The organism is Nocardioides sp. F233 (genome assembly GCF_057813895.1).
Genome location: NZ_JBVASH010000003.1, coordinates 903,226 through 927,374 on the forward strand (window position 1 = coordinate 903,226; position 24,149 = coordinate 927,374).

Annotated in this window: 26 protein-coding genes; 9 read left to right on the forward strand and 17 right to left on the reverse strand. The window is 72.1% G+C overall.

Features of this window, described 5'->3' with window-relative positions:
- Positions 1-15 precede the first annotated feature (15 nt).
- The gene (locus ACZYRU_RS15760; protein ID WP_488958035.1) at positions 16-456 is read left to right on the forward strand and encodes a hypothetical protein; all 441 of its coding nucleotides are present in this window, start codon (positions 16-18) and stop codon (positions 454-456) included.
- Between the two features lie 4 nt (positions 457-460).
- On the opposite strand, the gene ACZYRU_RS15765 is transcribed toward ACZYRU_RS15760, so the two are convergent.
- A complete protein-coding gene (locus ACZYRU_RS15765; RefSeq protein ID WP_488958036.1) occupies positions 461-943 on the reverse strand; it encodes a hypothetical protein in 483 nt (160 codons plus the stop codon).
- Positions 944-960: 17 nt separating this feature from the next.
- A complete protein-coding gene (fadD8, locus tag ACZYRU_RS15770) occupies positions 961-2,559 on the reverse strand; it encodes a fatty-acid--CoA ligase FadD8 (RefSeq protein ID WP_488958037.1) in 1,599 nt (532 codons plus the stop codon).
- Between the two features lie 114 nt (positions 2,560-2,673).
- Here fadD8 and ACZYRU_RS15775 point away from each other — a divergent pair, with 114 nt between their 5' ends.
- Complete coding sequence (locus ACZYRU_RS15775) at positions 2,674-3,144, forward strand: YqeB family protein (protein WP_488958038.1); 471 nt, start codon at positions 2,674-2,676, stop codon at positions 3,142-3,144.
- Positions 3,145-3,165: 21 nt separating this feature from the next.
- On the opposite strand, the gene ACZYRU_RS15780 is transcribed toward ACZYRU_RS15775, so the two are convergent.
- From ACZYRU_RS15780 to ACZYRU_RS15795, 4 genes are all read right to left on the reverse strand, one after another.
- Positions 3,166-4,794, reverse strand: a complete 1,629-nt coding sequence (locus ACZYRU_RS15780; protein ID WP_488958039.1) for a LuxR C-terminal-related transcriptional regulator — start codon at positions 4,792-4,794, stop codon at positions 3,166-3,168.
- Positions 4,795-4,812: 18 nt separating this feature from the next.
- On the reverse strand, positions 4,813-5,913 hold the full coding sequence (locus ACZYRU_RS15785; protein ID WP_488958040.1) for a flavin-containing monooxygenase: 1,101 nt from the start codon (positions 5,911-5,913) through the stop codon (positions 4,813-4,815).
- A gap of 111 nt (positions 5,914-6,024) precedes the next feature.
- Complete coding sequence (locus ACZYRU_RS15790) at positions 6,025-6,411, reverse strand: hypothetical protein (protein ID WP_488958041.1); 387 nt, start codon at positions 6,409-6,411, stop codon at positions 6,025-6,027.
- A gap of 41 nt (positions 6,412-6,452) precedes the next feature.
- Positions 6,453-7,496 (reverse strand): LLM class F420-dependent oxidoreductase, encoded by a 1,044-nt coding sequence (locus tag ACZYRU_RS15795; protein WP_488958042.1) that lies wholly within the window; start codon positions 7,494-7,496, stop codon positions 6,453-6,455.
- An 80-nt stretch (positions 7,497-7,576) separates the two neighbouring features.
- On the opposite strand from ACZYRU_RS15795, the gene ACZYRU_RS15800 reads away from it, so the two are divergent.
- The 6 genes from ACZYRU_RS15800 to ACZYRU_RS15825 are packed head-to-tail and all read left to right on the forward strand — an operon-like array spanning position 7,577 to position 13,517.
- Positions 7,577-8,536 (forward strand): Zn-ribbon domain-containing OB-fold protein, encoded by a 960-nt coding sequence (locus ACZYRU_RS15800; protein ID WP_488958043.1) that lies wholly within the window; start codon positions 7,577-7,579, stop codon positions 8,534-8,536.
- A gap of 18 nt (positions 8,537-8,554) precedes the next feature.
- Positions 8,555-9,607 (forward strand): thiolase domain-containing protein, encoded by a 1,053-nt coding sequence (locus ACZYRU_RS15805; RefSeq protein WP_488958044.1) that lies wholly within the window; start codon positions 8,555-8,557, stop codon positions 9,605-9,607.
- Positions 9,607-10,770 (forward strand): thiolase domain-containing protein, encoded by a 1,164-nt coding sequence (locus ACZYRU_RS15810; protein ID WP_488958045.1) that lies wholly within the window; start codon positions 9,607-9,609, stop codon positions 10,768-10,770. Before ACZYRU_RS15805 ends, ACZYRU_RS15810 begins: the two co-directional genes overlap by 1 nt.
- 45 nt (positions 10,771-10,815) lie before the next feature.
- Entirely contained in the window at positions 10,816-11,586 is a 771-nt protein-coding gene (locus tag ACZYRU_RS15815) for a hypothetical protein (protein ID WP_488958046.1), read from the forward strand.
- 10 nt (positions 11,587-11,596) lie between these two features.
- Positions 11,597-12,364 (forward strand): type I methionyl aminopeptidase, encoded by a 768-nt coding sequence (gene map / locus ACZYRU_RS15820; RefSeq protein WP_488958047.1) that lies wholly within the window; start codon positions 11,597-11,599, stop codon positions 12,362-12,364.
- 55 nt (positions 12,365-12,419) lie between these two features.
- Entirely contained in the window at positions 12,420-13,517 is a 1,098-nt protein-coding gene (locus ACZYRU_RS15825) for a carboxylate-amine ligase (RefSeq protein ID WP_488958048.1), read from the forward strand.
- A gap of 15 nt (positions 13,518-13,532) precedes the next feature.
- On the opposite strand, the gene ACZYRU_RS15830 is transcribed toward ACZYRU_RS15825, so the two are convergent.
- The 5 genes from ACZYRU_RS15830 to ACZYRU_RS15850 all read right to left on the reverse strand — a co-directional run bounded on the left by ACZYRU_RS15830 (position 13,533) and on the right by ACZYRU_RS15850 (position 17,643).
- Positions 13,533-13,685: a hypothetical protein gene (locus ACZYRU_RS15830; protein WP_488958049.1), complete on the reverse strand. Its 153-nt coding sequence runs from the start codon at positions 13,683-13,685 to the stop codon at positions 13,533-13,535.
- Positions 13,686-13,744: 59 nt separating this feature from the next.
- The gene (locus ACZYRU_RS15835; protein WP_488958050.1) at positions 13,745-14,272 is read right to left on the reverse strand and encodes a PepSY domain-containing protein; all 528 of its coding nucleotides are present in this window, start codon (positions 14,270-14,272) and stop codon (positions 13,745-13,747) included.
- A gap of 86 nt (positions 14,273-14,358) precedes the next feature.
- Positions 14,359-15,648 carry a sensor histidine kinase gene (locus ACZYRU_RS15840; RefSeq protein ID WP_488958051.1) on the reverse strand — a complete coding sequence of 430 codons (1,290 nt, stop codon included), beginning with the start codon at positions 15,646-15,648 and terminating at the stop codon, positions 14,359-14,361.
- 1 nt (position 15,649) lies between these two features.
- The gene (locus tag ACZYRU_RS15845) at positions 15,650-16,327 is read right to left on the reverse strand and encodes a response regulator transcription factor (RefSeq protein WP_488958052.1); all 678 of its coding nucleotides are present in this window, start codon (positions 16,325-16,327) and stop codon (positions 15,650-15,652) included.
- 74 nt (positions 16,328-16,401) lie between these two features.
- Positions 16,402-17,643: a cytochrome P450 gene (locus ACZYRU_RS15850; protein ID WP_488958053.1), complete on the reverse strand. Its 1,242-nt coding sequence runs from the start codon at positions 17,641-17,643 to the stop codon at positions 16,402-16,404.
- Between the two features lie 171 nt (positions 17,644-17,814).
- On the opposite strand from ACZYRU_RS15850, the gene ACZYRU_RS15855 reads away from it, so the two are divergent.
- A complete protein-coding gene (locus ACZYRU_RS15855; protein ID WP_488958054.1) occupies positions 17,815-18,978 on the forward strand; it encodes a steroid 3-ketoacyl-CoA thiolase in 1,164 nt (387 codons plus the stop codon).
- Positions 18,979-19,056: 78 nt separating this feature from the next.
- On the opposite strand, the gene der is transcribed toward ACZYRU_RS15855, so the two are convergent.
- Genes der through ACZYRU_RS15885 form a run of 6 tightly spaced genes read right to left on the reverse strand, consistent with a single transcriptional unit; the run spans position 19,057 to position 24,134 of the window.
- A complete protein-coding gene (der, locus tag ACZYRU_RS15860) occupies positions 19,057-20,397 on the reverse strand; it encodes a ribosome biogenesis GTPase Der (protein ID WP_488958055.1) in 1,341 nt (446 codons plus the stop codon).
- Complete coding sequence (locus tag ACZYRU_RS15865; RefSeq protein WP_488958056.1) at positions 20,390-21,124, reverse strand: lysophospholipid acyltransferase family protein; 735 nt, start codon at positions 21,122-21,124, stop codon at positions 20,390-20,392. The genes der and ACZYRU_RS15865 overlap by 8 nt, the downstream gene beginning before the upstream one ends.
- Positions 21,121-21,801, reverse strand: coding sequence for a (d)CMP kinase (gene cmk / locus ACZYRU_RS15870; protein ID WP_488958057.1), 681 nt, complete (start codon positions 21,799-21,801; stop codon positions 21,121-21,123). Before cmk ends, ACZYRU_RS15865 begins: the two co-directional genes overlap by 4 nt.
- Positions 21,802-21,811: 10 nt before the next feature.
- A complete protein-coding gene (locus tag ACZYRU_RS15875; protein WP_488958058.1) occupies positions 21,812-22,888 on the reverse strand; it encodes a prephenate dehydrogenase in 1,077 nt (358 codons plus the stop codon).
- Between the two features lie 18 nt (positions 22,889-22,906).
- Positions 22,907-23,317 carry a VOC family protein gene (locus tag ACZYRU_RS15880; protein ID WP_488958059.1) on the reverse strand — a complete coding sequence of 137 codons (411 nt, stop codon included), beginning with the start codon at positions 23,315-23,317 and terminating at the stop codon, positions 22,907-22,909.
- Positions 23,307-24,134: a helix-turn-helix domain-containing protein gene (locus ACZYRU_RS15885; RefSeq protein ID WP_488958060.1), complete on the reverse strand. Its 828-nt coding sequence runs from the start codon at positions 24,132-24,134 to the stop codon at positions 23,307-23,309. Before ACZYRU_RS15885 ends, ACZYRU_RS15880 begins: the two co-directional genes overlap by 11 nt.
- Between the last annotated feature and the right edge of the window lie 15 nt (positions 24,135-24,149).

Here is a 24,149-nt window from a genome sequence, read left to right on the forward strand (position 1 = left end):
AAGGAGCCGCACGCCATGACCAAGCACGGTCCGGCCACCCTGATCCTCGGGGGGCTGGCCGTGCTGGTCCTGGCCAGCGGCTGCAGCGGCGGGTCGGACGAGCCGAAGGGCGCGCCGGCCACCGAGCTGACCGAGATCACCGTGGAGTGCAGCCGGTACGCCGACACGGCGAAGCGCATCACCGACGCCCAGACGGCGCTGTACGACGGCAAGGAGTCACCCGACGACGCCGCCGCTGTCGACGCCCTGGTGAAGGAGCTGGACGCGTTGCAGGAGGGCGCGCCGTCCGACGTACGCACGGCGCTGACCGACCTCGGCGAGGGCTTCCGGTCCGCCCAGCAGCTGCTCGCCGACCCGACCGAGGCCGACCGGGCCCAGCTGGCCGAGCTCACCCCGAAGCTGTCCGAGGACGGCCAGACGGTGACCGGCTGGATCGTCGAGCAGTGCGGGAAGTGAGCCGTCAGCGACCGGTGCGCTTGCCCGCCCAGCGCAGCGGGCTCGCCGGATCGGTGCCGCGCCGGCAGCTGCCGACCTGGTAGGACAGCGTGCCGTCCTTGACCTTGCGCTTCTTCGCGACCAGCTTGCCGCCGACCTCGATCCGGTAGGTGGTGCCGTTGTCCTGGGTGCCGGCGAAGACGCTGGTGAACCGGCCGTTCTTCCTGACCTTCATGGTCGGCATGGTCTGCTGCACCAGCTTCACGTCGAGCCCGCAGACCACGTTCATCGTGACCAGCCAGCCCTTCACCGTGCGGCCGTTCTTGGCCACCTTGAACCGGATGTCCAGGCGGTCGAGCGGGTTCGGCTCGGTCGGCACCTCGGCGCCCGTGTAGCTGCCGTCGGGGCCGGCGGCGGCCTGGGCCGGCACGGGCGACGAGGTGAACGAGGTCAGCAGCAGGGTGAGGGCCGCGAACGCCACGGCGAGGGCCCGAGAGAGTCGACGCATGCCGGGCACGGTAGCACTCAGCCGACGGAGCGCTCCCCCGTCCAGAACCGCGCCCGCAGCGCCTTCTTGTCCGGCTTGCCGAGCGCCGTGAGCGGCAGCGCGTCGACGGCGAGGACGTCCTTCGGCGACTGCACGGAGCCCTTGCGCTCCTTGACCGCGTCCTTGATCTCGGCGACGACCTCGTCGGTCAGCTCGAAGCCCTCACGCAGCACCACGACCGCGGTGACCGCCTCGCCGAACTTCTCGTGCGGCGTACCGATGACACCGACCTGGGCGATCGCCGGGTGCTCGGCGATGACGTCCTCGACCTCGCGCGGGAACACGTTGAAGCCGCCGGTGACGATCATGTCCTTGGTGCGGTCCACGATGTACCAGAAGCCGTCCTCGTCCTCGCGCGCGACGTCACCGGTGTGCATCCAGCCGTCGCGGAAGGTCTCCGCGGTCGCCTCGGGCAGCTGCCAGTAGCCCCCCGAGAGCAGCGGACCGGCCACACAGATCTCGCCCGGCTCCCCCGGCGCGACCGGGTTGCCGGACTCGTCGAGAAGCGCAGCGCGCAGGTACGCCGACGGCCGGCCGCACGACGTCAGGCGGGACTCGATCGGAGCGCCCGAGGCGTCCACGTGGTCGCCCTTCGGGAAGTAGCTGATCACCATCGGCGCCTCGGACTGCCCGTAGTACTGGGCGAAGATCGGGCCGAACCGCTCGATGGCCTCCTTGAGCCGGACCGGGTTGATCGCGGACGCGCCGTAGTAGACGGTCTCCAGCGACGACAGGTCGCGGGTGCGCGAGTCGGGGTGGTCCATCAGCGCGTAGAGCATGGTCGGCACGAGCATCAGCGAGTTGATCCGCTTCTCCTCGATGGTCTGCAGCACCTCGGCCGGGTCGAACCGCGAGGACACGAACAGGGTGCCGCCCTTGAGCACGACCGGCACGAAGAAGGCCGCGCCGGCGTGCGACAGCGGCGTGCACATGAGGAAGCGCGGCTCCTCGGGCCACTCCCACTCGGCCATCTGGACCTGCGCCATCGTCGAGAAGGCACGGACCGTGCCGATCACGCCCTTGGGCTTGCCGGTCGTGCCGCCGGTGTAGGTGATCGAGGTGATGTGGTCGGGCTCGAGCAGTGCGGCCTGGAAGGGCTGCGGCTCGAAGGAGGCCGCCACCTCGGTGAGGTCGGTGCCGACCTCGGCGAGCTCGGGCGGAACGGCGCCGATGGTCAGGACCTGCTTGAGGCCCGGGCACTTGCCGAGCAGCTCGACCGCGCGGGCGGCGAAGTACGGGTCGATCACGAGGGTGGTGATGCCGGCGTCGTTGATGACGTAGGCGTGGTCGTCGGCCGAGCCGAGCGGGTGCAGCGAGGTGCGCTGGAAGCCCTGGGTCTGGCCGGCGCCGAGGATGAAGAGCACCTCGGGACGGTTCAGCGCGAGCAGCGCGCCCGGCGTACCGCGTCCCGCGCCGAGCGACTCGAAGGCCTGGATGTACTGCGAGATCCGGTCCGCGGTCTCCTTGCCGGTCAGCGTCACGTCGCCGAGGTGCACGATCGGGCGGTTCGCGTGGCGCTTGAGGGCGGCGACCATGAGGTGGCCGTTGTGGGCAGGCATGCGGAGCGTGTCGGTCACCCCCGCAGACTAGAACGTGTTCTACGCGGCGGGCAAGAAACCCCTACCAAGGTCGCGGCAGCCACCTTCCCGCGACCGATGTGGCCCGCCGCCACGCCGGCCTAGCGTCGCCCCATGGCGTACGACGACCTGGGCTCCACCCGCGAGGACAAGTTCTGGACCCACGTCATCTTCGCGGCCGGCGGCGTCCTGCTCCTGACCGTCGGGCCGCTGCTGGCGCGCTGGCTCGCCGACGTGCCCTTCGTGCCGCTCAAGGACCCGCTGCGCTGGGTCGGCGACTTCGACCAGCCGTGGGCCTGGGTGGCGCGACCCGCGATCGGGCTGGTCGCCGGGCTCGTCGTGGCCTTCCTGGTGCTCGTCGACGAGTGGCGCCTCGAGGTCCACGACGACGCCGTCGTGGTCGTCCACGACCGGGACCGACGCCGCCTGGCCCGGGAGACGGTCGTCGGGGTGCACCTCGACGGGAAGAAGGTGGTCATCGACGGCACCGACGGCCGCCGGCTGTTCGAGAAGCCGGTGGAGGCGAAGCGCGAGCGGATCAAGGCGGCGTTCACGGCCCGCGGCTACCCGCTCGAGTCGGAGTAGCCGGAGGAGCCGGGCGCGTCCTCAGGACCGGTCGGCGAGCCGGTGGGCGAACGCGTAGGCGGCGGCAGCGGTCCGGGACGAGACGTCGATCTTCGCGAAGATGTTGCTCAGGTGCCGCGCCACGGTCTTCTCACTGAGGAACAGGGCTCGGGCGATCTGCAGGTTGGTGCTCCCCCGGGCCACCAGGCGCAGCACCTCGACCTCCCGCGTGGTGAGCCCGTCCGGGAGAGCCGGGGCCAGCAGCCGGTCGAGACGCCCGAGGTCGTCGCGGGCCACGAGGTCGGCGAACGTACGGCGCGCGACGGCCAGCTCCGCGAGCGCGGAGTCCTCGTCGCCGAGTGCCCGGAAGGCGAGTCCGATCAGCGTGCGGGCTCGGGCCGCGTCGTACCGGGCGCCGAGGTCCAGCCAGAGCCGCCAGCCCCGGCGCAGGAACGGAAGGGCGCGGGCCGGGTCCCCTGCGGCCAGGCACACCGCTCCGCGGGCGCAGGCCGCCTGGGCCGTGAGAGCGGGACAGGCGAACGACTCCGCGATGGCGTCGAGCTCGTCCGCGGCGACGCGCGCGGCGGCCAGGTCCGGCTCCGCGAGGTGGATCTCCACCGCCGCCGGCAGCAGGCGGCAGCGGTGCACGGGATCGACGAACTCGCCCAACAGCCGGCGGATCGCCCCCGAGGCAGCCTCGCCCCGGCCGCTGGCGAGCCACAGCAGCGCCAGGCCCGGCTGCGGGTCGTGGCCGTGACCGGCCGCGGCCTCGTAGGCGGCGGCCGCGTCGTCGTGCTCACCGCGCAGCCGCAGCACCTCGGCACGCTCGTAGACCGCCACGCCCGCAGCCGGGTCGTTGCCGTTGGCTCGGTAGCGCTCCAGTGCGACGAGGATCTCGGCCAGCGCCTGGTCGTACTCGCCACGCCAGCGCATCGCCTGGGCACGGTGCGCCGCACACTGCCCGGTGAACGGCACCAGCTCGGGCTGGGCGTCGCACCACCGGGTGAGGACCGCCGTCCACTCGGTCATCCGGCGGAAGTCGCCGATCTCCTGACAGGCCTCGATCAGCGAGCAGATCGCCATGCCGGCGACGATCGGTGACACCTCGCCCTCGCTCACGCAGAGCATCGCCTCGTCGAGGAGCGCGACCCCGGCGCGGACCTCGCCGCCGTAGAGGAGCAGCCGGCCCTGGCTCGCCAGGCCCTCGGCGAGGAGGTCCGGGTCGTCGTGCGCCCGGCCGGCCTCGGCGATCCGCGTCGCCACGGCGAGCGCCTGCGGCATCTCGCCGCCGAAGATGTGCCGGTACATCCGGTGGATGTCCAGGTAGGCCCACTCCACCGCCCCGTCGGCCTCCTCCTCGAGCAGCCGCGCCGCCCGGGCCGCCCAGCCGCTCCCCTCGGCCTCGCGGCCGCTGATGAGCAGCACGAAGGCCAGCCAGCAGGCGGCCCGGACCGAACGCAGGTTCGCGTGGTCCCGGGCGTGGGCCCGGAACTCGCGCTGCCAGGCCTTCAGGCAGGTGTCGCGGTCCCCGGCCAGGTAGGCCGCGACGGCCAGCGCGCCGAGATCGTCGGGGTCGAGGTCACCGTCGGCGGCCGCGAGCCGGTCACGGGCGCGCGCCCACTCGCGGCGGGCGAAGGCCGCGCGGCCCTGGACCAGATCATCGACACCCATGGCTGCCTCTCTCGAAGGCTACGCCGCCGCAACCTCCTGGTGCCGCCGCTGGCGCTGCACGATCCGCCGGGCGACGTACGACGCGTCCCGGCACGCCCCGGTGATGAGCATCGACGCGGCGGCCGACTGGAACGCGAGGCCGCAGAAGAACAGACCGGGCGCCTTCTCGACGACGCCGCGGACCTCCTCAGGCCAGCCTCGCCCGTCGAAGACCGGGACGTCGATCCAGTCGAAGGCCTGCTCGAAGCCGGTGCACCAGATGACGTTCGCGACGTCCAGCGCCCGACCGTCGGCCAGCACCGGTCGGCCGTCGTGGACGTCGACGACCCGCTCGGGGACACGCTGGACGCCGCGGGCCAGGAGGTCGGAGCGCTTGACCCGCAGGGCCGGGCCGCCGTGGAAGCGGAACTCGTCCATCTCCTTGCGGCCGATCGGGGTGCGGCGGGACAGGACGTGCCGGAAGAGGAACACGATGACGGGGAAGGCGACCTTGAACATCGGCGTGCCGAGGCGGACCGGGATCTGACCGGGGTCGCGGCCGCACAGGATCACCTCGCGCGACTCGGCCAGCTCGAAGGCCACGTCGGCGCCGGAGTGGGACGCGCCGACCACGAGCACCGGCCCGTCCCGGAGCTGGCCGGGCCGGCGGTACTCGCTGGAGTGGAGCTGCATGGTCATCGGGTCCAGCCGGTCGGCGTAGTCCGGCACGAACGGCGCGCGACCGAAGGTGCCCGTGGCGACCACGACGTTGTCGGCGGTGACCGTGCGCTCCCCCAGCCGTGCGACATACCGCCCGTCCACTGCCGCCAGGTGGTCGACGCGCTGGCCGAGGTCCACGGGCAGCGCGAAGTGCCGGGCGTAGGACTCGAAGTAGTCGGCGACCTCGTCCTTGGCCGGGTAGCTCCAGGGCGGTGCCGGGAACCGGAGGCCCGGCAGTCCGTCGTACCGGGCCGGGCTGTAGAGGCGCAGCGTGTCCCACTGCCGACGCCAACCGTCGCCGATCCGTTCCTGGGCGTCGACGACGAGCACCTCGCGGCCGTGCCGCTGGAGCTCGTGCGCCGTGGCGAGGCCGGCCTGGCCGGCTCCGATGACGAGGGTCTCGACATGCTCGTGCGCCATGACCTGCTCCTTTCGCGTCGGTGGGACCTCCACGCTAGGAGTGCGGCCGGGGCGCCCGCATCGGGCGAACCACCCATCGCCCCGGCCGGCGATGAGAGGGTCGACGCACGATCAGCCGGCGCGCCGCTCGACCGGGGCGACGAGCGGCCGCACGCCGCCGAGCCGGCGGTGGAACCGAACCTGGTCGGCATGTGCGTCGAGCAGGTCCCACAGCGCCCGGTGGGCGGCCCACGGCAGCGGATCGTCGCCGCTGCTCCAGCGCTCGCCGAAGCTGATCCACACCGGCACCCACGCGGCCGCGCAGTCCCAGGCGCCGCGCTGTGCCTCGACGAGGCGGCGGCGTACCTGGAACGCCATGCGCGGTCCGTCGGCGCAGATCGGCGCACTCCGCACGGGCCAGACCCACAGGTCGAGCTCGACCAGCTCCAGCTCGAGGTCAGGCAGCAGCGCGGGATCGACCAGCACCGTGGCGACGTTCTCGTGCGGCTCGCGCCTCATGCCGAGGACGGTAGCCCGCACCGCCGACGGGCGCCCGCGGATCAGGCCAACAGCTCGGCGATCCCCCGGATCTCGGCGGCGCTGCGGCAGGACAGGAGCAGCGTGGTCACACCGGTCTCCTCCCACTGCGCGACCCGCTCCTTCACCTCGCCGGGCGTGCCGATGATGTGCATGTCGTCGACCAGCTCGTCGGGGATGAGCGCGGTGGCCTTGGCCTTCTCGCCGGAGAGGTAGAGCTCCTGCACCTCGTCGGCCAGGTCGCCATAGCCCATCCGCGTGAAGACCTGGTGGTGGAAGTTCTGCTCCTTGGCGCCCATGCCGCCCATGTAGAGCGACACGAACGGCTTCATGCCGTCGATCACCATCTGCTTCTGCTCGGCGTTCTCGACGACCTGCAGGTGGCAGGTGGCGGCGATCTCGAAGTCGTCACGCGTACGACGGGCGCCGGGTCGGGCGAAGCCCTCGTCGAGCCACGGCTGGTACATGCCGGCGCTCTTGGGCGTGTAGAAGATCGGGATCCAGCCGTCGGCGATCTCGGCGGTCTGGGCGACGTTCTTGGGACCCTCGGCGCCCAGCCAGATCGGCAGGTCGGCGCGCAGGGGGTGCACGATCGGCTTGAGCGGCTTGCCGAGACCCACGGCGCCGGGGCCGTCGTAGGGCAGCGGGTGGTGCGGGCCGTCGTTGGTGACCGGCGCCTCGCGGGCCAGGACCTGGCGGATGATCGAGACCACCTCGCGGGTGCGGGCGAGCGGCTTGGAGAACGGCACGCCGTACCAGCCCTCGACGACCTGCGGACCGCTGACGCCCATGCCCAGGATCACCCGGCCACCGGTGAGGTGGTCGAGCGTGAGGGCGTGCATGGCGATCGAGGCTGGCGTGCGGCCGGACATCTGCACGATCGAGGTGCCGAGCCGGACCTTCGAGGTCTCGCGGCCCCACCAGGCCAGCGGCGTGAACGCGTCGCTCCCCCACGCCTCGGCGGTGAAGACCGCGTCGAAGCCCGCGTCCTCCGCGGCGGCGACGATCTCGCCGACGCCCTGCGGGGGCTGCGCGCCCCAGTACCCCAGCTGCAGTCCCAGTTTCATGGGTCGCATCATGCCGTGACCCGACACGCCATTTCTAGAACATGTTTCACTTTTGGGCAGAACATGTTTCACTTTGGGCCATGAGCCGCACCCTCTCGGCGCCGGTCACCGTCGCCTTCGACTACACCCGATCGACCGGCCCCGTCGTCGGTCGCTTCCTCTCCGGACTCCGCGACGGAGTGGTCGTGGGCGGACGGACCTCGGCCGGTCAGGTCGTCGTCCCGCCGCTCGAGTTCGACCCCGTCACCCACGAGGCGACGACCGAGTTCGTCGAGGTCTCCTCCGTCGGCACGGTCACGTCCTGGACCTGGGTCCCGGAGCCCGTGAAGGGCCAGCCGTTCGACCGGCCGTTCGCCTTCGCCCTCGTCACCCTCGACGGTGCCGACGTGCCCTTCCTGCACGCCCTGGACGTCTCGTCGCCCGACCAGGTGACGACCGGCATGCGGGTGCGCGTGCGCTGGGCCGCCGAGCGGGTCGGCCACATCAACGACATCGCGTGCTTCGAGCCGCTCGCCCCCGGCGAGGCCGCTGCCGCCGCCCCGTCTGCCGCGTCCGACGAGGCGGTCACCGGCGTCGTCACCACCGTCTCCCTCGACTACCTCTACGCGGCCTCGCCCGAGGAGTCGCTGTTCTACCGCGGCCTCAACGAGGGCCGGATCATGGGCCAGCGCTGCCCCACCTGCCAGAAGGTCTACGTCCCACCGCGCAGCGCCTGCCCCACGGACGGTACGCCGACCGTCGAGGAGGTCGAGCTCTCGCAGACCGGCACGATCACGACGTTCTGCATCGTCAATGTGCCCTTCCTCGGCCAGAAGATCACCCCGCCGTACGTCTCGGCGTACGTCCTCCTCGACGGCGCGGACATCGCGGTCCTGCACCTGATCCTCGGCGTCCCCGCCGACGAGGTGCGGATGGGCATGCGGGTCAAGGCGGTCTGGAAGCCGGAGGACGAGTGGGCGTACTCCCTGGAGAACATCGACCACTTCGCGCCGACCGGCGAGCCGGACGCCGACTTCGACACCTACAAGCACCACCTCTGAGACGGGAGACAAGGACAGATGCGTGACGTCGCCGTCGTCGGGTTCGCCCAGCGACAGATGCCTGAGTTCGACGGGTCGCCGACCTGCGTCGAGCTGCTCGTGCCGGTCTTCAAGGAGCTCTACGAGCAGACCGGCTGGACCCGCAAGGACGTCGGGTTCTGGTGCTCCGGCTCCTCCGACTACCTCGCCGGACGTTCGTTCTCGTTCGTCCAGGCCGTCGACGCGATCGGCGTGATCCCGCCGGTCAACGAGTCGCACGTGGAGATGGACCTCGCCTGGGCCATGTACGAGGCGTGGCTCAAGATCCAGACGGGCGAGGTCGACACCGCCCTCGTCTACGCCTTCGGCAAGAGCTCGGCGGGCGTGCTGCGCCGTACCCTCGCCCTCCAGCTCGAGCCGTACACGATGACGCCCCTGTGGCCCGACACCGTGTCGCTGGCCGGCCTCCAGGCCCGCGCGGGCATCGACGCCGGCATCTGGGACGAGCGCGCCATGGCCGAGGTCGCCAACCGCTCGCTCACCGACGCCGAGAAGAACGAGCACGCCATCCGCAAGGGCGGCTCGTCGGTCGAGGAGCTGCTCGCCCGACCGATGTACGCCGACCCGCTGCGCAAGCACGACTGCTCCCCCGTCACCGACGGCGTGGCGGCCCTCGTGCTCGCCGCCGGCGACAAGGCCCGCGAGGTCCGGGAGCGTCCCGCCTGGCTCACCGGCATCTCCCACTACGTCGACCCGATGGGCATGGGCGTGCGCGACCTCACCCGGTCCCCGTCGGCCCAGCGGGCCGGTGCGGCACTCGACCTCGGCGGCGTCGAGGTGGCCGAGCTGCACGCGCCGTTCAGCCACCAGGAGCTCATCCTCCGCACGGAGCTCGGGCTCGGCGACGACATCGCCATCAACCCGTCCGGCGGCGCGCTGGCGAGCAACCCGATGTTCTCCAGCGGTGGCATCCGCGTCGGCGAGGCCGCGAAGCGGATCTGGTCCGGCGAGGCCGACAAGGCCCTCGCCCACGCCACCAGCGGCCCCGCCCTGCAGCAGAACCTCGTCTGCACCCTGGAAGGAAGCATCTGATGGGCAAGCAGCCTGCAGCGATCATCGGCATCGGGCAGACGCACCACCGCGCGAAGCGCGAGGACGTCTCCATGGCCGGCCTGTGCCGTGAGGCCATCGACCGTGCGCTCCTCGACGCCAACCTGACGCTCGACGACATCGACGCGATCGTCGTCGGCAAGGCGCCGGACCTGTTCGAGGGCGTGATGATGCCCGAGCTGTTCCTCGCCGAGGCGCTCGGCGCGGCCGGCAAGCCGCTCCTGCGCGTCCACACGGCCGGCTCGGTCGGTGGCTCGACCGCGATCGTCGCCTCCTCGCTGGTCCAGGCCGGCGTCCACAAGCGGGTCCTGACGGTCGCCTACGAGAAGCAGTCCGAGTCGAACGCGATGTGGGCGCTCTCGGTGCCGCTGCCGTTCAACATGCCCGTCCACGCCGGCGCGGGCGGCTACTTCGCGCCGCACGTGCGGTCCTACATCCGCCGGTCGCAGGCTCCCACCCACGTGGGCGCGATCGTGGCAGCCAAGGACCGCAACAACGCGCTGAAGAACCCCTACGCCCACCTCCACAACGAGGGCACGACCGTGGAGTCGGTGCTGGCGTCGCAGATGCTCTGGGACCCGATCCGGTACGACGAGACCTGCCCGTCGAGCGACGGCGCCTGCGCACTGGTCATCGTCGACGAGGACACCGCCAAGTCGTCGCCGAACCCGGCCTGGATCCACGGGACGGTGATGCGGTCGGAGGCCACCACGGCAGCCGAGCGCGACCAGGTCAACCCGCAGGCCGGTCGCGACGCCGCGGCCGCGCTCTGGAAGCAGGCCGGGATCACCTCACCGATCGACGAGATCGACGCGGCCGAGATCTACGTGCCGTTCTCCTGGTTCGAGCCGATGTGGCTGGAGAACCTCGGCTTCGCCGCCGAGGGCGACGGCTGGAAGCTGACCGAGGCCGGCGAGACCGCGATGACCGGCAAGATCCCGGTCAACTGCTCCGGCGGCGTGCTCTCCTCCAACCCGATCGGCGCCTCGGGCATGCTCCGCTTCGGCGAGGCCGCCCTCCAGGTCCGCGGTGCGGCCGGCGAGCACCAGGTCGACGGCGCCCGCAAGGCCCTCGGCCACGCGTACGGCGGCGGCTCGCAGTTCTTCGCGATGTGGGTCGTCGGCGCGGACAAGCCGACCAGCTGACGCACCTGCAGTTTCGGCGGGCGCGGGGGTGGCTAGGTTCACGACGTGAGTGACGCGTCGTACCCGCCGCCCCCGCCGCCCGGTCCCCCGTACGGGTCGCCGTACGGCGCTCCTCCGGCACTCCCGCCGCAGGGCAACGCCCAGGCGGTGGCCGCGTTCGTGCTCGGCGTCATCGCGCTCGTCCTCGCCGCCGTCCCGCTCGTCGGCGCGGTCGGGGTGGTCCTGGCGCTGATCGGCGTCGGCCTCGGCATCGCAGGACTGGGACGCGGTCGCCGGGTCGGCCGCGGCACCCGCCTGGCGGGCTGGGGCATCGGGCTGTCCGTCCTCGCGCTCGCCGTGTGCGCGGTGGTCTCGTACTACACACTGCGCTACCTCGGGGACTGGTTCGACACCGTCGACCCGCCCGAGCCGAGCGCCGAGGTCGGCGAGTGGTTCACCACCGACGACGGCGACCTGGCCGTGAAGGTCACCGCACTCACCTGTGGACCCGCGCAGGACGATCCCACCGGTCCTGACGTCGGCTGCGACCTCACCTTCGAAGCACGCAACGACAGCGACGAGACGATCTCCCTCGGCGACATCACCGTCAAGTCGGTCCTCGACGGCGCCTGGGGTTCGGTCACCCTTCAGGATCCCGTCGATCCCGACGGCTACTCCCACAGCTACTACCTCGAGCCCGGCGACTCGGTCACCCTCAACGGGAACATCCGGCTCGGGAACGGCGAGCGGTTGGACGGGATCGCGTTCGATGCCAACGACGCATCGAGCCACAGCGCGGTCGTCGTCGATGCCGGGGAGGCCTCGTCCGGTCAGTAGGCTGAGCCCTGTGATCGAGCTGCGCACCCCCACCCAGATCGAGCAGATGCGCCCCGCCGGGCGCTTCGTCGCCTCGGTGATCCAGGCCCTCTCCGAGAAGGCCGCGGTCGGCGTCAACCTGCTCGAGCTCGACGCCCTGGCGCACCAGATGATCAAGGACGCCGGCGCGGAGTCGTGCTACATCGACTACCACCCGTCCTTCGGTGCCAGCCCGTTCGGCAAGGTGCTGTGCACGTCGGTCAACGACGCGGTGCTGCACGGCCTCCCCCACGACTACACGCTGCAGGACGGCGACCTGCTGTCGGTCGACTTCGCGGCCTCCGTCGACGGCTGGGTCTCCGACTCGGCCCTCTCCGTCGTCGTCGGCACCCCGCGGGAGGAGGACGTCCGGCTGATCGAGGTCACCGAGAAGGCCCTCGCGGCCGGCATCGCCGCCGCCCGCGCCGGCAACCGGCTCGGCGACATCTCCGCCGCCATCGGCGACGTCGCCCATGCGGCCGGACTCAAGGTCAACCTGCAGTTCGGCGGCCACGGTGTCGGCCGGACCATGCACGGCGAGCCGCACGTCGCCAACGACGGCCGCCCCGGCCGCGGCATCAAGCTCCGCCCGGGCCTGGTCATCGCGATCGAGCCCTGGTTCCTGCACACCACCGACGAGATCGAGTTCGACCCCGACGGCTGGACCATCCGCAGCGCCGACGGCTCGCGCGGCGCGCACGCCGAGCACACCGTGGCGATCACCTCCGGCGACCCGCTGGTGCTCACCGCCCGCGACTGACCCCCGCCCGTCGGGGTACCGCCTGCGTCACGACCCCGAGCGGCCGGGAGGTGGGATGGAGCGGCGCACCGTGGGCGTCGAGGAGGAGCTGCTCCTCCTCGACCCCGGGACCCGGGCGACGACGCCGCGCGCCGAGCAGGTGCTCCGGTACGCCGCGGCGCACGACCCGGAGCCCGCGGACGAGCTCGACCACGAGCTGTTCGCGCATCAGCTGGAGACCCGTACGCCGCCGGTCGACGACGCCGAAGACCTGCACGCGCACCTGGTGCGGCTCCGCGCACGCGCCCGCCGCGCCGCGGAGGCTGTGGGTGCACGGACCGCGGCCACCGGCGCCGTGCCACTGCAGGGTGGTCCGCCCCGGACCACCCGCGACGACCGATACCTCGCGATGGTCGAGACGTTCGGGGAGATCGCCCGTCCGGGAGGGACCTGCGGGCAGCACGTGCACGTCCAGGTCGACTCCGACGAGCAGGGCGTGCGTGCGATCGACGCCATCACACCGTGGCTCCCGGTTCTCCTCGCCATCAGCGCGAACTCGCCGTACTTCCACGGCCGCGACACGCACTACGCGTCCTGGCGGGCGGAGGCCTGGACGCACTGGCCCAGCGCCTGCTCGACCGAACGCTTCGGCTCGGCGGCGGCGTACCGCGCCCTCGGCCGGGCGCTGGTCGCCTCGGGTGCGGCGATGGACGACGGCATGCTCTACTTCGACGCCCGCCTCTCGGCCCACCAGCCCACGGTGGAGATCCGGATCGGTGACGTGTGCACCGACACCGACGACGCCGTCCTGGTGGCGGTGCTGGTCCGCGCACTGGTCTGCCGCGAGATCGACGGGGACGGGCTGCCGAGCGGTTGCTGGCGAGCCGAGCTGCTTCGAGCGGCGCGCTGGCGGGCGGCACGATACGGCCTGACCGACCGGCTCCTCGACCCGGTCACGGGCGCCCTGACGCCGGCGCGCCAGGTGTTGAGCGGACTCGTCGCGACGGTGCGGGAGCAGCTCGAGACGTACGACGACACAGACGTCGTCCACGCGGGGGTGCCCCGCGTCCTGGCCGAGGGTGGCGCGAGCCGGCAACGTGCCGCCTTCGAGCGCAGCGGCGGCAGCATCCCGGCGGTGGTCGACGACCTGGTCAGCCGCACGAACGCGGGCTGACCAGGTCGGTCTAGCTCAGTGGCTGACGCCCCAGATGAAGCCGAAGATGCCGGCGGCGACGCCCAGGCCGACGATGATCCACAGCGAGATCCAGGCGAGGGAGTGCATCCCGTGCTGGTAGTGGTTCTCGGAGAATCCGGGGAACTGCTCGGCGTTGATCTCGCTCATCGCATCGTCCTTCTGATGATCGGCGTCCTGCACGAACAAACGCTACTGCATCCGCGGCATCAACGATCCTCGGTCTTCGTGACGACCGCGAAGGCCGCATCGAGGTCGACGTTCCACTCGACGCCCGTGCGGTCGCGGACGTCGGCCTCGTACGCAACGCCCGGGTCGTCGCTCGCGCTGGCCTCGAGCAGGGTGCCCCCGCCGACGGCGTCCAGCGCCGCCTTCTCGACCGACGCCCGCTCCTCGGCGGAGAGCACGCGGTCGTCGGCTTCGTTCGTGTCGTTCGTGTCGTCGTCCTGGTCCTGACCCACGACCGCGAGGTCCGCGTCGAGGGTGATGTCGACCTCGGCGCCGTCAGGCCGGTGCACCTCGACCTCGTAGGCCTCACCGGCATCGTCGCTCTTCTCGACCGACACGGCCTCGCCGCCACCGGCGGCCTTCTCGGCTGCAGCGGCAACCCGATCGCGCTCGTCGCCACCGACCTCGTCGTCTCCGGAGGTCGCCCACACGGTGCCCCCGACGGCCAGAGCGGCCACGGCGACGACGGTGGGGATGAGGACGCGCTTGCTGCGCAGTGCGGTGTTCATGACGGTTCCTTGTCTCGGAGGGGATCGTTCTGCCCGACCCTCGCACCCGTGTGCTGAACCCTCGCTGAATCCTCCTGAAGACCCCTTCAGCCCGGCAGGCGTACGACGAAGCGCGCGCCCCCGAGCGACGACGAGTCCAGCGCCACCGATCCTCCGTGGGCCGCCACGACCTCACGCACGATGGCCAGGCCGAGGCCGCTGCCGCCTGCGTCGCGGCTGCGGGCGTCGTCGAGGCGCCGGAACCGCTCGAAGACCCGCTCGCGCTCGGCCACGGGCACGCCGGGCCCGTCGTCCTCGACGCTGAGCACGACGCCGTCCCCCTGCTGCCGGACACTGACAGCGACCCGCTGGTCGGCATGCCGCACGGCGTTGTCGAGGAGGTTGCGCACCACCTGGCCCAGCGCCACGGCGTCACCACGGACCCGGCCGGGACCGACCCCAGCGGTGTCGATCTCGGGACCCCGCTGCCGGCCACGGCGGGCGTGGACCAGGACAAGGTCATCGACGTCGACGTCGACCCGGGGCATCCGGGGCGCGCCCTCGCCGGCCCGGGCGAGCACGAGCAGCTGGTCGACGAGCAGCTGCATCCGCAGCGACTCCTCCAGCACGGTGGCGGCCAGCTCGCCCTCGGGCAGGGCGCCGGGGTGGGTCTGCGCGACCTCAGCAGCCTGACGCAGGCTGGCCACTGGGGAGCGCAGCTCGTGGGAGGCGTCGGCGACGAACTGCTGCTGCAGGTCGCTGGCCTCCTGCACCCGGCCGAGCATCAGGTTCATGGTCCGGGCGAGCCGACCGATCTCGTCCTTGCCCGCCGGGACGGGCACGCGACGCTCGAGGCTCGATCCGCTGATCCGCTCGACCTCGGTCCGGATCCGCTCGACGGGGCGCAGGGCGCGCCCGACGACCAGCCAGGTCGTGGCGCCCACGACGAGCAGCAGCAGCGGGACCCCGACGAGCAGCGGCACCGCCAGCGCCGCGGTCGTCTCGTCGAGGTCCTCCAGGGACACCGCGACCGCGACGACGCCGTCGGCCCCCGTGTCCTCGGTGACGACGAGATAGCGGTGCTCGCCGCCGCGCAGGGCGACCGTCTCGCCGTCGTCCAGCGGGATGCGGTCGCTCAGGGACGCCGACGCAGCGAGGAGCTGCCCGTCCGCGTCGGTGACCTGCCAGACGACGTCGTCGGGCTCGTCGTCGGCCTCCCCCGGCGCTGGGAGGCGTCCCGCGTCGACCTGGGCCACGAGGTCGCTCGCACGGTGCTCGGCCGTCGTCTCGGCTGCGTCGCGCAACGACGAGCGCACCGCCAGCACGAGCAGGGCGGCGGCGAGGACCAGGGTCACCGCCACGACGAGGACGGCCGCGAGCGTCGTACGCAACCGCACGTCAGCCTCCGTCGCTGGCGAGGCGGTACCCGGCGCCGCGCAGGGTCTCGATCGCCTCGCGGCCGAAGGGGCGGTCCACCTTGTTGCGCAGATGGCGCACGTAGACCTCGACGATGTTGGGGTCGCCCTCGAAGTCGCCGTCCCAGACCGCGTCGAGGATCTGGCGCTTCGACACGACGTCGCCGCGGTGACGGGCGAGGAAGGCGAGCACCGAGAACTCGCGAGCGGTCAGCGAGATCTCCACGTCCCCGCGGTGCACCCGGCGGGCCGCCGGATCGACGACCAGGTCGCCGATCTCGAGCGCCGTCGGGCGTTCCCGGGCCCCGCGTCGCGCGACCGCCCGGAGCCGGGCGACGAGGACGGGGAACGAGAACGGCTTGGTCAGGTAGTCGTCGGCCCCGGTGTCGAGGCCCTCGACCTGGTCCCACTCGCCGTCCTTGGCGGTCAGCATCAGGATCGGGGTCCAGTTGCCCTCCTCGCGCAGGGCCCGGCACACCTGGTAGCCGTTGATGCCCGGGAGCATCAGGTCGAGCACGATCGCGTCGTACGGGTTCTCGCGGGCCAGCCACAACCCGTCGGTCCCGTCATGGGCGAGGTCGACGGCGAAGCCCTCGGCGCCGAGGCCGACCTGCAGCGTGCGGGCGAGCCGTCGCTCGTCGTCGACGACCAGGACACGCATGCGACCTCCGGGAAAGGCGTTCAGGGTGGCCCCATTCTCACGGAGCCACCCTGAACCTGCGCTGAAGAGGGGCGCTACTTGGTGTTGTAGTTGACCTGCATCTCCTTGATGGCGTTCAGCCATCCGGAGCGGAGGCGGCGCGGCTTGCCCACGAGCTCGATGTCGGGCGCGAGGTCGGCGATCGCGTTGAAGATCAGGTTGATCTGCAGGCGGGCCAGGTTGGCGCCGAGGCAGTAGTGCGCACCGTGGCCGCCGAAGGCGACGTGCGGGTTGTTCTCGCGCAGGATGTTGAAGGAGAACGGGTCCTCGAAGACGGTCTCGTCGAAGTTCGCGGAGGCGTAGAACATCGCCACCCGGTCGCCCTTCTTGATCGCCTGGCCGGCCAGCTCGGTGTCCTTCTTGGCGGTGCGCTGGAAGACGGTGACCGGGGTCGCCCAGCGGACGATCTCGTCGATGGCCGTCTCCGGGCGGTCCTTCTTCCACAGCTCCCACTGGTCGGGGTGCTCGAAGAAGGCGTGCATGCCGTGGCTGGTCGCGTTGCGCGTCGTCTCGTTGCCGGCGACGGTCAGCAGGATCACGAAGAACCCGAACTCGTCGTTGGTGAGGGCGCCGTGGTCGTCGTCCGCGCCGACGCTGATCAGCTTGGTGACGATGTCGTCCTGCGGGTTCGCGCGACGCTCGTTGGCGAGGTTGTCGAAGTAGACGAGGATCTCCATCGAGGCGACCGCGGGGTCGGCACCGATGTCGGGGTCGTCGTAGCCCATCATCTGGTTGGACCACTCGAAGAGCTTCTTGCGGTCCTCCTGCGGGACGCCGAGGAAGTCCGCGATCGCCTGGAGCGGCAGCTCGGCGGCGATGTCCTCGACGAAGTCACCGGAGCCCTTGGCGACGGCGCCGGCGACGATCTCGCGGGCGCGGTCCTCGAGGACGGTCTTGAGCGCGGCGATCACGCGCGGGGTGAAGCCGCGGGAGACGATGCCGCGCATCTGGGTGTGGTCCGGCGGGTCGTGGTGGATCAGCATCGCGCGCTGGACCTCGACCTGGTCGCGGGTCATGTCCGGGGCGAACCGGATGATCACGCCGTTCTCCATGGCGGACCAGTTCTCGTTGTCCTTGGAGACCTGGCGGACCTCGGCGTGCCGGGTCAGCGCCCAGTAGCCGGTGTCGAGGAAGCCGGCACGAGCCTCGGGGACCTGCTCGATCCAGCGGATCGGCTCGTTGGTCCGCAGCGCACGGAACTCGTCGTGCGGCACGGCCACTTCGTTGATGTCGGGATCGGTGGGATCCCATCCCTCCGGAATGAGGAGCTCGGTCACGCGACGAACCTTTCGCTACTGGACGACCATGGGGGGTGGAACACGTTCTAAAGGCAACCGTACAAAGCATCGCGGCAATACGAAAGGGTTTCGTGAAATGACTTTTTTCGTGGCGCGGCCCACACGGGGCCACGGCTAGAACGTGTTCTACTTCGGTGCTACCGTGCGGACATGGGCAACCCTGTGATCGTCGAAGCAGTTCGCACCCCCCTGGGCAAGCGCAAGGGCTGGCTGGCCGGCCTGCACCCGGCCCAGACCCTGGGCTTCATCCAGGCCGAGGTGCTCCGTCGCGCCGGGGTCGACCCGGCCCTCGTCGAGCAGGTGATCGGCGGCTGCGTCACCCAGGCGGGCGAGCAGTCCAACGACATGGTGCGCCGGGCGTGGCTGTACGCCGGCCTCCCCCAGGCCACGGCCGGCACCGCGCTCGACGCGCAGTGCGGCTCGGGCCAGCAGTCCACCCACCTGGTCAACGACATGGTCGCCGCCGGCACCATCGACGTCGGCATCGCCTGCGGCGTCGAGATGATGTCGCGCATCCCGCTGGGCGCCAACGTCCCGCCGGGGATGGGCGACCCGCGCCCCGATGACTGGTCGATCGACATGCCCAACCAGTTCGAGGCCGCCGACCGGATCGCGAAGAACCGGGGCATCACCCGTGCCGACCTCGAGGCCCTCGGCCTCGCCTCGCAGGCCAAGGCCCGGGTCGCCGTCGACGAGGGCCGCTTCAAGCGTGAGATCGCCGCCATCGAGGCACCGGTGCTCGACGACGAGGGCAAGCCGACCGGTGAGACCCGTCTCGTCGACGCCGACCAGGGCCTGCGCGAGACCACTGCCGAGGGCCTGTCCAACCTGCGCACCGTCCTCGAGGGCGGCCTGCACACGGCCGGCACGTCCTCGCAGATCTCCGACGGCGCCGCCGCGCTGCTCATCATGGACGAGGACAAGGCCCGCGCCCTGGGTCTCACCCCCCGCGCCCGGATCAAGGCCCAGTGCCTGGTCGGCTCGGACCCCTACTACCACCTCGACGGCCCGATCGACGCCACCCAGCGGCTGCTCGACAAGACCGGCATGGCGATCAGCGACTTCGACCTGTTCGAGGTCAACGAGGCGTTCGCCTCGGTCGTGCTGTCCTGGGCCGGCGTCCACGGCGTCGACCTGGACAACGTCAACGTCAACGGCGGCGCGATCGCCCTGGGCCACCCCGTCGGCGCCACCGGCGTCCGGCTGATCACCACCGCCCTGCACGAGCTGGAGCGGCGCGACCAGAGCACCGCACTCATCTCGATGTGCGCCGGCGGTGCGATGGCGACCGGCACCATCATCGAGCGGATCTGACGCTCGTCGCACGCCTGAGCGAGAGGGTGGCCCGCAGCTGCGGGCCACCCTCTCGGCATCTCCGGGCTCAGCCCTCGGTCAGCGCCGGCCGCGCTTCTCGCGCGGCTGCACCTTGATCTCGATGGGCGTGCCGACGAACCCGAACTCCTCGCGCAGCCGGCGCTCGATGAACCGCTCGTAGCCCTGGTCGAGCTTGCCGGTGGTGAACAGCTTGAACACCGGCGGCGCGCTCTGCACCTGGCTGCCGAACAGGATCCGCGGCTGCTTGCCGCCGCGCACCGGGTGCGGGTGCTCGGCGACGATCCGGCCGAGGAAGGCGTTGAGCGCGCCGGTGGAGATCCGGGTCTCCCAACCCTCGATGGCGCGGTCCAGCGCGGGCACCAGGCGGTCGATGTGCCAACCGGTCATCGCGGTGATGTTGATCCGCGGCGCCCACTGGACCTGCACGAGGTCGCGGTCGATCTCGCGGTCGAGGTAGTAGCGGCGCTCGGCGTCGACGAGGTCCCACTTGTTGAAGGCGATCACGAGCGCCTTTCCGGCCTCGCGAACCTCCTGCAGGATCCGCATGTCCTGCTCGGCGATCGACTCGTTGCCGGCGAGGACGAGCACGCACACCTCGGCGCGCTCGATCGCGGTGGAGGTGCGCAGCCACGCGTAGTACTCGTGGCCCGAGGCCTCCTTGACCCGCTTGCGGATGCCCGCGGTGTCGATGAAGCGCCACTCGCGGCCACCGAGCTCGACGAGCTCGTCGACCGGGTCGACCGTCGTACCGGCGACGTTGTCGACGACGACACGCTCCTCGCCGGCGAGCTTGTTGAGCAGCGAGGACTTGCCGACGTTCGGGCGGCCGACGATGGCGATCCGGCGCGGGCCGCCGATCTCCTCCGCGACCCGGTCCGGCGCCTCGGGGAGCACGGCGAGCACGGCGTCGAGCAGGTCGCCGGAGCCGCGGCCGTGCAGCGCCGAGACGGTGAAGGGCTCGCCGAGCCCGAGGTTCCACAGGCCGTGGGCCTCCGCCTCGGCCCGCTCGTCGTCGACCTTGTTGGCGGCGAGCACGACCGGCTTGCCGGACTTGCGCAGCACCCGGACGACGGCCTCGTCGGCGTCGGTGATGCCCACCGACGCGTCGACCACGAAGAGCACCGCGTCAGCGAGGGTGACGGCGACCTCGGCCTGGGCCTTGATCCGCTCGGCCATGCCGCGCGCGTCGGGGTCCCAGCCACCGGTGTCGACGAGCGTGAACGCCCGACCAGCCCACTCGGCGTCGTACGACACACGGTCGCGGGTCACGCCGGGGATGTCCTCGACGACGGCCTCGCGGCGACCGAGGATCCGGTTCACCAGGGTCGACTTGCCGACGTTCGGGCGGCCGACGACGGCCAGCACCGGGACCACCCCGGTCGGGGTGTCTTCACTCATCACGTTCTCCTTGCGGGAGCGGGCCGGGCAGGCTCCGCCCCGTCTCGTCCAGGGCTTCGACCAGCTGCTTCTGCATGTGGGCGCGCAGTGCTGCCGAGGTCGATGAGACATTCTCCCGCGTCCGGGGCCACGGGACCGCATCGACGACGTAGGGCTCCCCCACGACGATGTCGATCCGGGCTCCCCGGGGAGGGAGCGAGCTGCTCCTCCCGCCCGGTTCCCGGGACCCCAGGAAGGTCAGCGGTACGACGGGCGCCCCCGTCACCAGCGCCAGGTACGCCGCCCCTCCGTGGAACCTCTCGAGGTCGCCCGGCCCCCGTGTGCCCTCCGGGAAGACCCCCACCGCATGCCCCTCGCGGAGCACCCGCAGCGCGATCCGCACGGCGGCCGGGTCGGTGTGGTCGCGGTCGAGCGGGATCTGCCCCGACGCCCGCAGGAACGGCCCCAAGGGCCCTGCGAACATCTCGGTCTTGGTCAGCGCGTGCACCGGCCGGGGCGCGAAGATCGCCATCAGCGGGCCGTCGACGAACCCGATGTGGTTGCCCGTGACCACGGCCGCGCCGTGGTCCGGGAACCGCTCCGGGTGGTGCACCCGCACGTCCCAGCGGCGCCGGATCAGCCAGCGCGAGGTACGACGCCCGCGCACGAGCAGTCCGCGCGCCGGGGTGGAGACCGCGTCGCTGCGCGGGTGCTGGGTGTGCGCGCTCTCACGCGCTCCCGCGGTCACACGCGCTCCATCACCAGGCCCACCACGACGTCGACGACCTCGTCGAGGGTCAGCTCGGTCGAGTCCACGTGGACCGCACCGTCGGCCATGGTCAGTGGCGCCACGGCCCGGCCGGAGTCGATCTTGTCGCGGGCGAGCAGGGACTCCCGGGTGGCGGCGACGTCGGCGCCACCGTTCTCCAGGGCGCGGCGCGCGGCGCGGGCCGCGGGGTCGGCGGTCAGGTAGACCTTGAGCTCGGCCTGCGGCCACACCACGGAGCCGATGTCGCGGCCCTCGACGACGATGCCGCCACGGGGTCCACCAGAAGGGGCGATCAGCTCGCGCTGGAGCTCGACGAGCCGGGTGCGGACCTCGGGAACGGCGCTGACGGGTGAGACGGCACCGTTGACCTCGTCGTTGCGGATCTCGACGGAGACGTCGCGGCCGTCGACGGTGATCGTCGGCGCGAGCGGGTCGGTCCCGGAGACGAGCACCGGCTCGCCGGCACGTGCCGCGACCGCGGCCGCGTCGTGCACGTCGACGCCCCGGTCGAGCATCCACCAGGTGATGGCGCGGTACTGCGCACCGGTGTCGAGGTAGCGCAGACCGAGCCGGTCGGCCACCGCGCGGCAGGTGCTGGACTTGCCCGAGCCGGAGGTTCCGTCAACAGCAACAACGACATTCACCGGCACGTTCACGGCCCGCACCTTACCGGTGGGTCACCCAGCCCCTCGACTCCAGAGCAGCCCGCAGCTCCTCGGCACGGCCCACCACGACGTCCAGCTCGACCTGACCCACGGGGCGGCCGGGGTCGTGGTCGATCCGCACGTCCTCGATGTTGACGCCGCTGTCGCCGGCGTCCGAGAACAGCCGCGCGAGCCCGCCCGGCTGGTCGGGAAGGGCCACCCGGACGGCCTCCATCGGCTCCGGCGCCGCACCGTGCTTGCCCGGGATGGCGCGGGTTCCGGCCTGTCCGTAGGCCAGCAGCGACTCCAGGCCGACCCGGTCGCCGCCGGCAACCGCCTCCAGCGCGAGGTCGAGCCGGTCGCGGACCTCGGCGAGCAGCGCGGCGACCGCCGTCGCGTTGCCACCGATGATCTGGCTGTACAGCTGCGGGTCGCCGCCGGCGACCCGCGTGACATCGCGCACACCGGTGCCCGACAGGGCCAGGTGCTCGGCCGACGCGCCCGCGAGGGTGCCGGCGACGAGCGAGGCCATCAGGTGCGGGACGTGCGAGGTACGTGCGACGGCGCGGTCGTGCTCGACCGGGCTCAGGTGCACCGGCACCGCGCCGCACACCAGGGCCAGGGCCTCGACCACGCGGGTCGCCGACGAGGTCGCGTCCGGCCCCGGCGCGATCGCCCACGGGCGGCCGTCGAAGAGCTCGGCGTTGGCCGAGAGCGGACCGGAGTGCTCGGTGCCGGCCATCGGGTGGCTGCCGACGTACCTGCTGATCGCGGCGTGCCCGGCGACCGCGGCCAGCGGACCCGCCTTGACGCTGCCGACGTCGGTGACGATCGTCTCGGGTCCGACCGTGTCGAGGACCTGCTTGATGACCGTGCCCAGCGCGTCCGGGGGTACGGCGACCACCACCAGCTGCGGCACGTCCTCCTCAGTGCGTGCCCGGCCGGCGCCGAGCCCGGTCGCCGTACGCACGTGGTCGGACGTGGTGTCGGTGAGCAGCACCTCGAGGCCCGCACGACGGCAGGCCAGCGCGATCGAGGTGCCGATCAGGCCGGTCCCGACGATCTCGACCGGGCCCGTGAGCAGACTCGTCTCAGACACGCAGGCAAGGCTAGGGGATCAGCCGCTGGTGTCCGCGCCGGGCTGGTAGGACCCGAAGGACCAGTGGTTGCCCTCAGGGTCTCGGACGCTGCCACCGCGGCCGCCGTAGTCCTGGTCGACCATCGGGCGCTCCACGCTCGCGCCGGCCGCGACGGCGGCGTCGAAGACGGCGTCGGGGTCGTCGGTGACGAGGTACGCCGCCCCGGTTCCGACCGGCTGCAGGGGCGCGTCGGCGCGCACCGCGCCGAACATCAGGCCGCCGCCGGGCGGCCACAGCCACTCGGCGTGGACCACCGTGCCGCTCTCGTCGCGGTGGGTGGCGTGCTCGACGAAGCCGATCGCCCGCAGCCACGCGGTCATCGTGTCGGTGTCGCGGAACTGCAGGGCGGGCCAGAGCCGGACTCGTGCCGCTGCGTGCTCAGTGCTCATGGGACGAGCCTGCTCCTCCGTCGTCGTCGCGGTCTTGAAGGAACGGGAACTCCTCGCGCAGCCAGGTCGTCGGTGTGCAGCCCGCCAGCGCGGTCCACTCGCGCGTCAGGTGCGCCTGGTCGGCGTACCCGCACGCCGCGGCCACCTCCGCCAACGGCCGGCGCCCCAGCAGGCCTCGTGCGGTCTCCAGCCGCGCCACCCGCTGGAAGGCCTTGGGCGCGAGCCCGCACTCCGCCCGCACCAGCGTCCCGAGCCGGCGCCGGCTGTAGCCGACCTCCTCCGCGACGTCCGCCACCCGTGCCCCCGACGTGAGCAGGGCGAGTGCGTGCGCCACCTCCGCCTGCGGTGCCGGGTCTCCCCCGCGCGCCGCCAGACCCGCCAGGGTCCGATCGACCAGCGCCACCCGCGCAGGCCAGGACGTGAGTGCGGGCAACCGCTCCGGCAGCTCCCGCAGCGCGTGGGGGACGACGGCCTCCTCGAGATCGGTCAGCGCCCCGGACAGGTCCGCGGCCGGACACCCGAGCAGCACCCGGACGCCCTCGACCGTCAGCGCCAGCTGCACGCCGCGCTGCGAGCCGTCGTGGTGGATCGCCGCCGGCTCGGTGTGCAGCCCCGACAGCGACGCCCAGGCCGCGTGCATGGTCGCCGGCCGGCCCGCCCACGACACCCGCAGCGGGACGTCGAGCGGCAGGACCAGGGTGATCGTCGTGGACGGCAGCCCGCGGTGGACGCCGGGCGCGCCGAAGTCGACGTCGTACGGGATCCGCGCGACGACGTACCTCCGCAGGGCCGCAGGCACCGGTGGGACCGGGATCACCCGACCCACGGTAGG